This window comes from Tritonibacter aquimaris (genome assembly GCF_009617595.1).
Classification (GTDB): Bacteria; Pseudomonadota; Alphaproteobacteria; order Rhodobacterales; family Rhodobacteraceae; genus Epibacterium; species Epibacterium aquimaris.
On the sequence record NZ_WIXK01000013.1, the window covers coordinates 41,255 to 53,872 of the forward strand.

16 protein-coding genes are annotated in these 12,618 nt (G+C 55.0%); 13 read left to right on the plus strand and 3 right to left on the minus strand.

Features of this window, described 5'->3' with window-relative positions:
* Positions 1–57: 57 nt before the first annotated feature.
* Together GG681_RS16710 and GG681_RS16715 are read left to right on the plus strand one after the other, a co-directional pair.
* Complete coding sequence (locus tag GG681_RS16710) at positions 58–1,029, plus strand: fatty acid desaturase (protein ID WP_153549182.1); 972 nt, start codon at positions 58–60, stop codon at positions 1,027–1,029.
* A gap of 48 nt (positions 1,030–1,077) precedes the next feature.
* Positions 1,078–1,677: a helix-hairpin-helix domain-containing protein gene (locus GG681_RS16715; RefSeq protein ID WP_153549183.1), complete on the plus strand. Its 600-nt coding sequence runs from the start codon at positions 1,078–1,080 to the stop codon at positions 1,675–1,677.
* A gap of 44 nt (positions 1,678–1,721) precedes the next feature.
* Here GG681_RS16715 and serS read toward each other — a convergent pair whose 3' ends face one another.
* The gene (gene serS, locus GG681_RS16720; RefSeq protein WP_153549184.1) at positions 1,722–3,014 is read right to left on the minus strand and encodes a serine--tRNA ligase; all 1,293 of its coding nucleotides are present in this window, start codon (positions 3,012–3,014) and stop codon (positions 1,722–1,724) included.
* A 253-nt stretch (positions 3,015–3,267) separates the two neighbouring features.
* Between serS and yajC the strand changes: the two genes are divergently transcribed.
* From yajC to GG681_RS16770, 10 genes are all read left to right on the plus strand, one after another.
* On the plus strand, positions 3,268–3,552 hold the full coding sequence (gene yajC / locus GG681_RS16725; protein ID WP_153549185.1) for a preprotein translocase subunit YajC: 285 nt from the start codon (positions 3,268–3,270) through the stop codon (positions 3,550–3,552).
* Between the two features lie 36 nt (positions 3,553–3,588).
* The gene (gene secD / locus GG681_RS16730) at positions 3,589–5,250 is read left to right on the plus strand and encodes a protein translocase subunit SecD (RefSeq protein WP_153549186.1); all 1,662 of its coding nucleotides are present in this window, start codon (positions 3,589–3,591) and stop codon (positions 5,248–5,250) included.
* A 2-nt stretch (positions 5,251–5,252) separates the two neighbouring features.
* The gene (gene secF, locus GG681_RS16735; RefSeq protein WP_153549187.1) at positions 5,253–6,221 is read left to right on the plus strand and encodes a protein translocase subunit SecF; all 969 of its coding nucleotides are present in this window, start codon (positions 5,253–5,255) and stop codon (positions 6,219–6,221) included.
* Between the two features lie 55 nt (positions 6,222–6,276).
* Positions 6,277–6,978 (plus strand): sulfite exporter TauE/SafE family protein, encoded by a 702-nt coding sequence (locus GG681_RS16740; protein WP_235900046.1) that lies wholly within the window; start codon positions 6,277–6,279, stop codon positions 6,976–6,978.
* A gap of 23 nt (positions 6,979–7,001) precedes the next feature.
* Positions 7,002–7,355, plus strand: a complete 354-nt coding sequence (locus tag GG681_RS16745) for an Mth938-like domain-containing protein (RefSeq protein WP_153549188.1) — start codon at positions 7,002–7,004, stop codon at positions 7,353–7,355.
* A gap of 124 nt (positions 7,356–7,479) precedes the next feature.
* A complete protein-coding gene (gene ccmA, locus GG681_RS16750; protein WP_153549189.1) occupies positions 7,480–8,094 on the plus strand; it encodes a heme ABC exporter ATP-binding protein CcmA in 615 nt (204 codons plus the stop codon).
* Positions 8,091–8,747 (plus strand): heme exporter protein CcmB, encoded by a 657-nt coding sequence (gene ccmB, locus GG681_RS16755; protein WP_328593431.1) that lies wholly within the window; start codon positions 8,091–8,093, stop codon positions 8,745–8,747. The genes ccmA and ccmB overlap by 4 nt, the downstream gene beginning before the upstream one ends.
* 30 nt (positions 8,748–8,777) lie before the next feature.
* Positions 8,778–9,530, plus strand: a complete 753-nt coding sequence (ccmC, locus tag GG681_RS16760) for a heme ABC transporter permease CcmC (RefSeq protein ID WP_153549190.1) — start codon at positions 8,778–8,780, stop codon at positions 9,528–9,530.
* On the plus strand, positions 9,530–9,685 hold the full coding sequence (ccmD, locus tag GG681_RS16765) for a heme exporter protein CcmD (protein ID WP_153549191.1): 156 nt from the start codon (positions 9,530–9,532) through the stop codon (positions 9,683–9,685). The genes ccmC and ccmD overlap by 1 nt, the downstream gene beginning before the upstream one ends.
* On the plus strand, positions 9,678–10,214 hold the full coding sequence (locus GG681_RS16770; protein WP_153549192.1) for a DsbE family thiol:disulfide interchange protein: 537 nt from the start codon (positions 9,678–9,680) through the stop codon (positions 10,212–10,214). Before ccmD ends, GG681_RS16770 begins: the two co-directional genes overlap by 8 nt.
* A 20-nt stretch (positions 10,215–10,234) precedes the next feature.
* Here the strand turns inward: GG681_RS16770 and GG681_RS16775 are convergent, their stop codons facing one another.
* Positions 10,235–10,519, minus strand: coding sequence for a putative quinol monooxygenase (locus GG681_RS16775; protein ID WP_153549193.1), 285 nt, complete (start codon positions 10,517–10,519; stop codon positions 10,235–10,237).
* A gap of 378 nt (positions 10,520–10,897) precedes the next feature.
* Between GG681_RS16775 and GG681_RS16780 the strand changes: the two genes are divergently transcribed.
* Complete coding sequence (locus GG681_RS16780; protein WP_153549194.1) at positions 10,898–11,632, plus strand: DUF1223 domain-containing protein; 735 nt, start codon at positions 10,898–10,900, stop codon at positions 11,630–11,632.
* A 14-nt stretch (positions 11,633–11,646) separates the two neighbouring features.
* On the opposite strand, the gene GG681_RS16785 is transcribed toward GG681_RS16780, so the two are convergent.
* The gene (locus GG681_RS16785; RefSeq protein WP_153549195.1) at positions 11,647–12,543 is read right to left on the minus strand and encodes a lysophospholipid acyltransferase family protein; all 897 of its coding nucleotides are present in this window, start codon (positions 12,541–12,543) and stop codon (positions 11,647–11,649) included.
* Positions 12,544–12,618: the final 75 nt, after the last annotated feature.

The following is a 12,618-nucleotide window of genomic DNA, read 5'->3' on the forward strand; positions in this document are numbered from 1 at the left end:
AGAGACAGGAGAGGGATAAAGGCTGAAATTCCGGGCCTTTGAAACAGTGGGTGGCAAATGGATTTGCGCGCACATACACGGAAATATTGCGCAAAAGACAACCGGCTGGCAGCGGCCAGTTATTTCGGCACGTTTGCGGTGTATTTCGCAGCGCTTTACGCAGCGATTTTCTGGTCTTCACAGTGGTACATCTTACTGCCAGCTGGAACGGTGTTTTCTGTGGCGGCGGTTCGGCTTTATGTGCTGCAACATGACACGGGCCATTTTTCGCTGTTTGAAACGCGCAGGCAAAACATCCTGGCCGGGCATGTCTTGTCGCCGTTTACTTTTGCCCCGTTTGAAGTGATGCGGCAAAATCACAATCTGCATCACGCCAATGTCGGCAATTTAGAACATCGCGAAACCGGCGAAATCCACACGATGACGCTGAAGGAATGGCGTGCCGCAGGGCGCTGGCAGCGCGTGCTTTATCGGCTCTATCGCAATCCGCTGATCCTTGTGCCGGTTGGGGCGGTGTTTACCTATTTCATTCGTTATCGCTGGCCCAAGAACGCCGCGGTTTTTGATCCCGTTGGGGTGGTTGCACACAACCTTGCCATCGTGGTGCTGCTCTACTTTCTGTACCGTGTCGCGGGGACAACGGGCCTATATGTCTGGCTTGGATTTTCTTTTCTTGGCGGGATGTTAGGTGTGTTTCTTGTCTATCTGCAGCATAATTTTGAAGACACCTATTGGGACCGTCGTCCTGATCTCAATCCGGTGGATGCGGCGCTTTCGGGATCGTCTTGCCTCGATTTTGGCTGGGCGTTTGACTGTGCGGTTGCCAATATCACCCTGCATGACATTCACCATTTTAATGCGCGGATCCCTTCTTATCGGTTGCGGCAATGCCACTACAGCCTGCCAAAAGAGCTGGCGCCGCGGCGGATCAAACCGGGTGAAGCGCTGCGTGCATTGCGGCTGAAACTCTGGGACGAAGAGAAAAAACGCCTGATCCCCTTTCCAAAACGACAAAGATCGGTGATATAATGACGTCATAGTGTCAATTGATGGAATACAAGCAGAAGGAGCAGGGGTATGACACCGGTGTTGAAAATTGCAGGCGTGGGTCCAGCTTTGGCAAGATCGCTTGAGGTGCAAAAAATTACCTCTGCAGAACAAATTGCTGCAATGACCGAAGCGCAATTGGCCACAGTCGCGGGCATTGGTGCACGCCGTGCTCCGAAATTACGCGCCGCCGCTCAGGTTGTGGTGAAAAACGGTGTTGCCACACAGGTGGCTGTCAAAACGCCCGCAAAACCAGCGAGCGCAAAACCAGCCGCCAAGGTTGCACCCCGTAAACCCGCTGCGCGTAAGACAACAGCGCAGACCAACAATTCACTGAGCAAGGCACTTGCTGTTGCCGAAGCGGCGCGTAAAGCTGCAGAAGAAAAGGCTGAGCGCGCAGAAGCCAAAGCGCGCAAAGCTCAGAAAAAAGCCATGGCACTGGTCGCGGAATTTGCATTGGCCAAGGAAAAGGCCAAGAAAAAAGCCAAAAAGAAAAAGCCTGAGGCCCAAAAGGCAATTGCCAAAGAAAAGGCAAAGGCCAAAGCGATCCTTGCGGCAAAATCGGGCAAGGGCGCTGATAAAAAAGCCGCCAAGCTGAATAAGAAATCCAGCAAGAAAAGCAAAAAATAAACCGGCACCCGAAGGCACCGGTTTGATCGCGTAACTGCTGATGATCAGACCAGCGTGCCCTCGGCGGTCAGGGTCAGCTTGCCGCCAAGATAGGGGGCGAGCACCTCTGGAAGTTTGACCGATCCGTCTTCTTGCTGGCCGTTCTCCAGAACTGCAATCAGACAGCGCCCAACCGCAAGGCCAGACCCGTTGAGCGTATGTACAAACTCTGGCTTGCCACCTTCTGCAGGTTTGAAACGCGCGTTCATACGGCGGGCCTGGAAATCACCGGTGGTGGAGACCGACGAAATCTCGCGATAGGTGTTTTGGCCCGGCAGCCAGGCTTCGATGTCAAAGGTGCGGCGCGCGCCAAAGCCCATGTCACCGGTGCACAGAACCACGGTACGATAGGGGACGCCCAGTTTCTCGAGCAGCCCCTCGGCGCAACGCAGCATCCGCTTTTGCTCATCATCAGAGGTGTCCGGGTGGACGATCGAAACCATCTCAACCTTTTCAAACTGGTGCTGACGCAGCATGCCCGAGGTATCACGACCGGCGCTGCCCGCTTCCGAGCGGAAACACAGCGTATGCGCGGTATAACGCAGGGGCAGGGTGCTTTCTTCGAGCATCTCATCGGCAACCGAATAGGTCAGCGGCACCTCGGATGTGGGCACTAGCCACCAGCCATTGGTGGTCTGATAGCTGTCTTCGCCAAATTTCGGCAGCTTGTCGGTGCCATACATGGCCTCATCACGCACCAGCACCGGCGAGTTCATCTCGGTGAGCTCGTTTTCATCCACATGGGTGTCGATCATGAATTGCGCCAATGCGCGGTGAATCCGTGCAACCGAACCTTTCAGCAGCACAAAGCGTGCGCCTGAAATTTTGGCAGCCGTTTCAAAATCCATCGCCGCTGCAACGCCTGCGATTTCAAAATGTTCTTTGGCTGCAAAAGAAAACTCGGCCGGGGTGCCCCAGCGGTTCACCTCAACATTGTCGTCTTCATCCGCACCATTGGGCACATCATCTGCAGGCGCGTTTGGAATGCGTGCCAGCATATCGGTGAGCTTGGCATCCAGCTCTTTTGCCTCATTTTGCATCGCGGCAACTTCGGCTTTTTTCTCCGAGACGGCCTCGCGCAGGCGCTGAAACTCTGCTTCGTCGCCTTTGGCCTTAGCGGCACCAATGGCTTTGGCGGCTTTGTTTTGTTCAGCCTGGGCTTCTTCGGCGGCCTGGATTTTGGCGCGGCGTTCCCCATCCAAAGCCAGGATCTCAGAAGAAATCGACGCATCCCCACGCCGCGCCAAAGCGGCGTCAAAGGCGGTTGGATTTTCGCGGATTGCGCGAATGTCGTGCATGGGTCTTGCTCCTGACTTTTTGAATCGATGACACAACCTATGCCGCAGCTCTGGCCAAAGGAAAAGAGCCCGCGCGCGCATTCGCACAAGCTGCTGCAATTGCGCCAAAGCAGAGCCGGGCAGAAAGCAGGTGGAAATCGAAGCGTTAACGGAAATTCTTAGCTGTGATGCGCCTTGCAAAGCCATCTTTCAGCGCATAGGTTCCCCGCGACTTAATGGTGCGAAAACGGCACCTCTACAGAAGGAAAACCCCATGGACAGTTCAGCGTTCGCACAGTTCGCTCCACTCGTACTGATCTTTCTCATTATGTATTTCTTGCTGATCCGTCCGCAGCAGAAAAAAATGAAAGAGCATCAGCAGATGGTCGAAAACCTGCGTCGTGGTGATCAGGTTGTCACCCAAGGCGGTGTGATTGCCAAAGTCTCCAAGGTCAAAGAAGACGGCGAGCTGGAAGTTGAAATCGCCGAGGGCGTCAAAGTGCGCGTGGTGAAATCCACCATCGCCCAGGTTCTGAACAAAACCGAACCTGCAGCCTGATCGGCGCCCGTTCACTAACACGATAAAGGCAGGGTAATGCTGCAAATCGATCTTTGGAAAAGGGTCCTGATCGCACTGACATGTGCGGTTGGCCTTTTGCTGGCACTGCCAAACGCGTTTTACACGCGAGTTGAGCAGGCCAATGATGCGCAAGCGGCGATTACCGCTGCTGGTGAAACACCAGAACGGCTAGAGCAGGCGGGCCAATGGCCCGCCTTGCTGCCGTCTGGACTGGTAAATCTGGGTCTTGACCTGCGCGGCGGGGCACATCTGCTCGCTGAAGTGAAGGTGGAAGACGTTTATGAAGCGCGCATGACCGCGCTTTGGCCTGAAGTGCGCACCGTGCTGCGTGATCAACGTGCTGAGGTGGGCACTTTCCGCCGTCAGCCGGGGCCAGACGATGAAATCCGCGTCAAACTCTCCAAGCCCGAAGGCATGGCCGTAGCGCTGCAAAGCCTGCGTGCGCTTGCAACCCCCGTGGTCAGCCTGACAGGTGCTGGTGCCAACGACATTGAAATTTCAGGTAGCGGTGACATCATCACCATTACTCTGTCTGAGGCGGAAAAAGCCGCAAGCGATGATCGCACCGTGCGTCAGGCGTTGGAAATCGTGCGTCGTCGTATTGACGCGGTTGGCACCCGTGAGCCCACTATCCAGCGCCAGGGTGCGGATCGGATCCTGATCCAGGTGCCGGGTATTGGCTCTGCGTCTGAGCTGAAAATTATTATTGGCACGACTGCGCAACTAACCTTTAACCCGGTTGTGGGCCAAAGCTCTGATGCAAATTCCGCACCCGGTGTTGGCAACAAAGTGATCCCATCACTGGATGAAGAAGGGATCTACTATACAGTGGAAACCGCACCGGTTGTCACCGGTGAAGAGCTGGTCGATGCGCAGCCCGCGTTTGATCAAAACGGCCGTCCCGCGGTGAACTTCCGCTTTAACCCGGCGGGTGCGCGTAAATTTGGCGACTACACCGCCGAAAACATCGGCACGCCCTTTGCAATCGTTCTGGATGATGAGGTGGTTTCGGCCCCGGTCATTCAATCCCACATTCCCGGTGGCTCTGGCATTATCACTGGCAATTTCACCATTGAAGAAAGCACCAATCTGGCGGTTCTGCTGCGCGCAGGCGCATTGCCCGCTGAACTGGTGTTCCTCGAAGAACGCACAATTGGCCCAGAGCTTGGTCAGGACAGCATCGACGCGGGTAAGGTTGCAACCGTTGTGGCCTTTGTTGCGGTGCTGGTCTTTATGGCGCTGAGCTATGGTCTGTTTGGTATTTTTGCCAATATCGCACTGCTCATCAATGTGGGCCTGATCTTTGGCGCGCTGAGCCTGATTGGTGGCACGCTGACACTGCCGGGTATTGCGGGTATTGTTTTGACCGTGGGTATGGCGGTTGATGCAAACGTGCTGATCTTTGAACGGATCCGCGAAGAGCTAAAAGCGGGCCACGGCCCGGCGCGCTCGATTGATACCGGCTATTCCAAGGCGCTCTCCGCGATTGTGGATGCCAATGTGACCACCTTTATCACCGCCGTGATCCTGTTTGTTATGGGATCGGGTCCGGTGCGTGGCTTTGCCATCACCTTGGGGCTTGGCATTCTCACATCGGTGTTCACCGCGATCTTCGTCACCCGCCTGTTGGTGGTGATCTGGTTCGAACGCCGTCGTCCTAGAACAATTGAGGTGTAATCATGCGGCTTAGACTTGTCCCAAAAGAAACCTCTTTTGATTTCTTCAAACGCTGGAAGCTCTGGCTTGGCGTGTCCGCGCTGATGATTGTGCTGGGCCTTGTGTCCTTTGGCCTTCAGGGGCTGAACTTTGGTATCGACTTTCGTGGCGGCACAACCGTGCGTACCGAAGCATCCACCGCTGTTGATGTGAAATCCTATCGTGATGCGATTGCGCCGCTTGGTCTGGGGGATGTCTCCATCACCGAGGTGTTTGATCCATCCTTTGCCGAAGATCAGCATGTGGCGATGATCCGCATCCAATCCCAAGAAGGTGGCGAAGCCATCAGCGGTGAGCAGATCGAAACACTGCGGGCGGCGCTTGGCACTGTTGCACCGGACATTAAATTTGTCTCGGTCGAAAGTGTTGGCCCAAAGGTTTCCGGTGAGCTGATCTGGACCGCTGTCCTGGCGGTTGCGCTGGCGATTGCTGCGGTGCTTGTCTACATCTGGCTGCGATTTGAATGGCAGTTTGCCCTTGGTGCGGTTGCCGCATTGGTGCATGACGTGGTGCTCACGATTGGTGTATTCTCAGCGCTTCAGGTTAAGTTCGACCTTGCGATTATCGCTGCACTTCTGACCATCGTGGGCTATTCGCTCAACGATACAGTGGTTGTGTTTGACCGTGTGCGTGAAAACCTGCGCCGTTATAAAAGCAAAGACCTGGCGGAGGTGCTGAACCTCTCGATCAACGAGACCCTGAGCCGGACTGTGATGACCTCGGTTACCACATTGATTGCGCTGATCTCGCTGTTTGTGCTGGGCGGTGATGTGATCCGTGGCTTTGTCTTTGCGATGATCTGGGGCGTGATTGTGGGTACCTATTCGTCAATCTTTGTGGCGTCGACCATCCTGCTGAACCTTGGGGTAAAGCGTGACTGGAACAAACCATCGACCCCAACCGGCAACCAGTTTGCCAACATCGATGCCTGATTTCATGCCTCAGGCGTTTTACGACGTTGTGCAGACATCAGGGTTTTATTGGCTTATGGCCACTATTGGAGCCGCGGGTTTGATCCGCGGCTTCACTGGTTTTGGCACTGCGCTGATCTTTGTTCCGGTGGCGGCGCAGTTTCTGCCACTGGCACAGATCATTCTGGTGATCTCTCTTATCGGGATTGGCTCAATGATCTCTCTGGTGCCACAGGCCTGGCATCAGGCAGATCGCAGCGAAGTGGGTCTGCTTGCGCTGGCGGCGGCAATCACAACGCCATTTGGTATTTATCTTCTGGGGCAAATAGACGGGCTCATTTTACGTTGGATCGTGGCCGTTGTTGTTGCGGTGACGCTTGTGGCTGTGGTTTCGGGCTGGCGCTATCATGGGCGGCTTGGGGTGAGGGGACGGCTGGCCATTGGCGGTGCTTCGGGCATCTTTGGTGGAATGACCGGCCTGACGGGGCCTGTGGTGATTGTGTTTTATCTCGCCAATGCGCGCGACATTATAAAAGTACGCGCCAACACGATTTTGTTTCTGGCCGCACTGGATGTGGTGATCCTTGCCAATCTTGCGCTGGACGGGCCTATTGCGGCGCAGACGCTCTGGCTCGCGGCCTTTCTGTCGCTGCCCTATCTGGCGGGGATATTTCTGGGCAAGACCGCCTTTGCGCCACATCTGGAACGGATCTACCGTGTGGCGGCCTATTCCGTGATTGGTTTGGCTGTGCTAACCAGCCTTCCAGTGTTTGACTGATACAGCGCGAGAAAGGAACGTTCATGCGGCTCAACGAGGTGACCTATTCAGACGCAGAGCCTATCGATGGCTATGGCGATGACTTCTTTCGCATCGGCGGCAAAGCCCATATGGGCGCGGTCCTTACCTCAAGCCAGGGCACCCAAAGCTGGGGCGGCTATGAGGATGCCGCGGCTTTGCTTGCGCTCAAAGACCATATCGACGTGCTGTTTGTGGGAACCGGTGCTGAGGTTGCCCATATTCCAGCGGATCTGCGCACCCAGCTCGAAGATGCGGGCATCGGCGTTGAGGCCATGACATCACCCGCCGCCTGCCGCACCTATAATGTGCTCTTGTCCGAAGGTCGCCGTATTGCCATGGCCGCTTTGCCGGTATGATGATGCAACTTGCATAAACTTTCCGCCAACCACCCCCGGTGTGAATTGCGTAAAAGATTTGATCTGCCGCAAGGTGACGCGCGCCTAGGTCTGTTTTGTGCAAGAAAAGAAACAAAGGCAGAGCATGACCTTATCGGTAAAAGATCTATCCGTGACCCGTGGGGGCGTGCCGGTTCTTGAGGGGCTGAGTTTCACCATTGAACCGGGCACCGCGGTGATCCTGCGTGGTCCCAACGGCTGCGGCAAAACCACTTTGCTGCGCACGCTGGCTGGTCTGCAACCGCCGCTGAAAGGTGTAATTGACGGGGCCGAGGATCAGATTGCCTATGCCGCCCATGCGGATGGGTTGAAACCCACGTTAAGCGTCGAAGAGAACCTGCAATTCTGGGCCAGCGTGTTTGATCGCCGTGATATTGAGCCCGCGATTGAAAGCTTTGAACTTGAGGGATTGCGCAAACGATCCGCTGGTGCGCTTTCGGCGGGGCAGAAACGTCGCCTCGGTCTTGCGCGGCTGCTGGTCACTGATCGCCCGATCTGGATCATGGATGAACCCACTGTCAGTCTTGATACCAATTATGTGCAGCTTTTTGCCAATGTGGTGCGAGCGCATCTTGCACAGGGCGGCAGCGCTTTGATTGCCACCCATATCGATCTGGGACTTGATGGAGAGGTGCTGGATGTGACACCGTTTAAAGCCGCGCCCAAAGCACTGGATGATTTTGATGGAGGCTTCCTGTGATCTCACTCCTGATGCGGGATCTGAAATTGGCGATGCGCGCGGGTGGAGGCTTTGGGCTGGGGCTTGCGTTTTTCCTGATTGTCACCGTGCTTGTGCCCTTTGCGGTTGGCCCTGAAAGCGAGCTTCTTGCCACGATTGCACCTGGCGTGTTGTGGATCGGGGCGCTTTTGGCCTGTCTGCTGTCGCTTGATCGTATTCTGGCGCTGGATTGGGAGGATGGGTCGCTCGATCTTTTGGCAACCGCGCCACTGCCGATGGAGGCGATTGTCACCGTCAAAGCGCTGGCCCATTGGATCACCACCGGGCTGCCGCTGGTTTTGATTGCGCCGGTGCTTGGTGTGTTGTTGCATCTGCCTACGCAGGGCTATCTTTGGCTGTTTGTGTCGCTTCTGCTTGGCACGCCTGCGCTGTCGGTGATTGGAACCTTTGGCGCTGCGCTGACTGTTGGACTAAAACGAGGTGGGCTGCTGATGTCATTGCTGGTGCTGCCGCTTTATATGCCAACGCTTATCTTTGGCGCCGAAGCCGCGCGCCGGGGCAGCGATGGGTTTTCGGTTGAAACGCCGCTCTTGCTGCTTGCGGGGATTTCCGCCGCGTCGATTGCGCTTCTGCCCTTTGCCAGTGCAGCGGTTTTACGTATCAACTTGCGATAAGGTCCATGACCAAGAAAGACGGAGAGCCTGATGTCGATCTGGCGATATGCAAATCCAAAGAAGTTTCTGGAAACCTCCGAAAAGGTCATGCCTTTCATATGGGGGGCGGCGGCTGCGCTGACCGTGGCGGGGCTGGTCTGGGGCTTTTTCTTTACGCCTGAAGACTACCGTCAGGGCGCAACGGTAAAGATCATCTTTATCCATGTGCCCGCAGCACTGATGGCGATTAACGCGTGGTTCATGATGCTGGTGGCCTCGCTCATCTGGGTGATCCGCCGCCACCACGTAAGCGCGCTCGCCGCCAAGGCCGCAGCTCCCGTGGGCATTGTGATGACGGTGATTGCATTAATCACCGGGGCCATCTGGGGCCAGCCTATGTGGGGCACCTGGTGGGAATGGGATCCGCGCCTCACGTCATTTTTGGTGCTGTTTCTGTTCTACCTTGGCTATATTGCCCTGTGGGAAGCGATCGAGGATCCTGATACCGCTGCTGATCTGACCGCAATCCTGTGTCTGGTGGGATCCGTGTTTGCCGTGCTCAGCCGCTATGCGGTGCTGTTTTGGAACCAGGGGCTGCATCAGGGCGCGTCGGTTATGCGGGCAGGGGCCGTTGCCGGAGACAGCGAAGAACGTGTCAGCAATGTCTTTGCTCTGCCGCTGTTTGTCAGCATGGGCGGCTTTGCCTTATTGTTTCTCGCGCTTGTGCTGTATCGCACCGGCACCGAAATCCGCAGCCGCCGTATTCAGGCGCTGCTTGCCCGCGAACGTATGGAGGCGCGCTAATGGTTGAGCTTGGCAAATACACCACCACGGTGCTGTCGTCTTATGGCGTGTCGTTGCTGCTGCTGATTGCGCTTGTATGGATGTCTGTTCGCCGTGGTCGCAAAGTGCGGCTTGAATTGGGAGAACTGGAAGCGCGGAGGCAGAAGAATGGCTAAAATCTCTCCATTGATGGCGGTGCCTTTGCTGGTGTTTGCAGCCTTTGGTGGGCTCGCCGCCATTGGCCTGAACCGCGATGATCCAGAAAGCCTGCCATCGGTTTTGGTTGGGCGCGCAGCGCCTGAGGTGCAATCTGCGCCTTTGTTGGACTATCCGGAATTCAAAAGCGAGGATCTCACCAAAGGGGACATCAAACTGGTGAACTTCTGGGCCAGTTGGTGTGCGCCGTGCCGCGCTGAGCATCCAAACCTGATGGAGCTTGCCAAGGACTATCCGATCTATGGCATCAATCAGGATTATGGTCCCAAAGAAGCGCGTGGATTTATTCTTGAGCTGGGAAACCCCTACAGCGGCTTGCTGTATGATCCCAGGAAACGTCAGTCGATTGACTGGGGCGTTTACGGCCTGCCAGAGACCTTTGTCATCGATGGCGATGGGAAAATTCTCGGTCGTATTGCGGGGCCTTTGACGCAACGCGTCATCGAAGAGACGCTCAAACCGATGCTTGAAACAGGGCACAGCAGCTGATTGTGCCGCGCCGTTGAGCACTAGAGAAGATGATAAGACTTGTGGATCTGCTCTTTTGCCAGCAGATCCGCGACCTGATCAAAATGCCCGTTTGTTGCCCGCCAGTCGAGATAGGCATCATGCGCTGCGCTGCTTTGCCAGACCTGAAGCAACACAACCTCATTTTTATCTTTGCAGTGAAAAACCTGCGCCATTTCGCAACCATCAAAGCTGCGCGTGCCAGGTATGAGGGTCCCCAGCATTAGTAAAAGATCGTCGAAATGATCTTGCTCTGGGGTAAGGGTGACAACAATTGCTTCGTTCATTAGTCTTCGCTTTATTGGTAACTTTCTGAAAATTTTATATTCTAAATATTCGATTGGAAGGAGAATTTTGTCGATTTTGCGGGTATCGCTTCACCTTTTTGTTATTAGACCTCATGTATTTCAATGAGATAATCAATTGAATTTCCAGTCAGAGATTTTAACCGTTCAATGCGTGTGGTCTCGTAATCTTTGAAAAATTTAATCTAGTCAAAGGGATCTCACGCAAAGTGGGGTTACATGCTGCTGTAGAGAGATTAAATTATGATAGCGCTGACACAGCAATGTGAGCGTGACCAGAGATACATTCAAGAATGATTGATTGGTTTGTCTAAGGTGCGGGCGATAGAGGTGGACTATGAACTCTTGGGGTAACTGTTAATGCGAATTCTATCTGTTGTCGCGTGTCTTGTTGGGCTTGCGGCCGCGCCTTTGAGCGCCCAAACACAGCATGAAAACACTCAAACGGCGGCACAGAATGTACCGGTGGTGGTTGAGCTGTTTACCTCGCAAGGTTGCTCCTCTTGTCCGCCCGCTGATGAGCTGCTGACACGGCTCGCGCAGAAAGAAGACATTCTCGCCCTGGCGCTGCACGTGGATTATTGGGACTACATCGGCTGGAAGGATGAATTTGCCTCGCCTGCCTTTACCCGACGCCAAAAGGGCTATGCCCATGTTGGATCTCGCCGCATGATCTATACGCCGCAGATGGTGATTATGGGCTATGAGGATGTGGTGGGCGCCAATGCAGCAGCCGTAATGGATGTTGTGTCTGAGTATCGCAAGACCCCGCCACCCGTTCAGCTTCAGGCAGAGACAAGCGAAGCTGAGGTCAGGCTGACAGTAACAGCAGTGCAGGACGTGGAACAGGCGGTGCCAATTCTGGTGCATATGGTGACCTATGAACCGATGCAGACCGTCAACATCACCCGTGGTGAATTGCGCGGCCATACAATCGATTACGCCAATGTGGTAGAAGAGCTATCGGTCATTGGCACCTGGGACGGAACTGGTGAATTCAAGGTCGCAGTGCCGCGCCAGTCCGAGGGTAAAACCGCGTTTCTTGTACAGCAAGGCAGCTATGGCCGCATTTTGGGCGCGTTAAAGCTCGACTAAATCCCTTGATCGTTTCAGCCCTTGATAAAGGGTTTCCAGCGGCGATGGATCCAGAACCATTGGCCCATGTGTTGGCGCACCATGTCTTCCAGATCTTGGGTAACTTCTGTGGTCATGGTGAGCGCGTCGCTATGTTCCAGCGGCGCTTTCATGATGACCTCAAATTCAAACCCATTGTCCTGGCGCACGGCATAAACCGGGATCATCACCGCATTGTATTTCAATGCAAGTTCAGCAACCACCAATGACGTTTTTGCGGGCTTGCCAAAAAAGTCAATCTGGCTGCCACCATAGGCGTGCAAGTCAGCAACAACGGCCAAGGTGCCACCCTGTTTAAGATAGCGCACCATTTCCACCATGCCGCGTTTGCCTTGTTCAAACATCGGTGTGCCAGTTGTTTTGATGGCGGCAACGTAGTGCTCGTTGAAATATGGGTTGGCCATCCGCCGGTACAGCGAACCCATCTTAAACCCAAGGCTGATCAGTTTGGCGCGCGCGGCATCATAGTTTGCAAAATGCGCGGTGACCAATATGACCGGGCGGTTTTCTGCCTTGGCTTGACGCAGCGCGTCAAGGCCGGGCCCGGAAATCCGCGACTGCTCCGCCAACTTGCGAAATGGGGCACCGGCGTAAAGTTCGGCAATGGTGCGGCCCGCATTGTCGGCCACATCGGCGCAGATTTTTTTTACCTCTGCGGCGGGCAGATCGGGCATCACATAGTTGAGATTTTGGCGAATGCGCCGTTCAATGCCAACCACAGGTGCGATCCGGCGCAACAGACCACCCATCATACGCAACCGCATCTTATAGGGCAGCATTCCCATCACGCGAATTACGCCGCGCAATATTAGATTGCTCACGAAGTAGCTGGCTTTTTCGCGGAAGCTCAGATCAGAAATAGGGCGTGGCATAGGTGTTTGGGGCCTGCGGGGCTGGGGGCTGCTCGGAACAGCACTCTATATCCCAGCCGCCGCAGGTACAAGCAA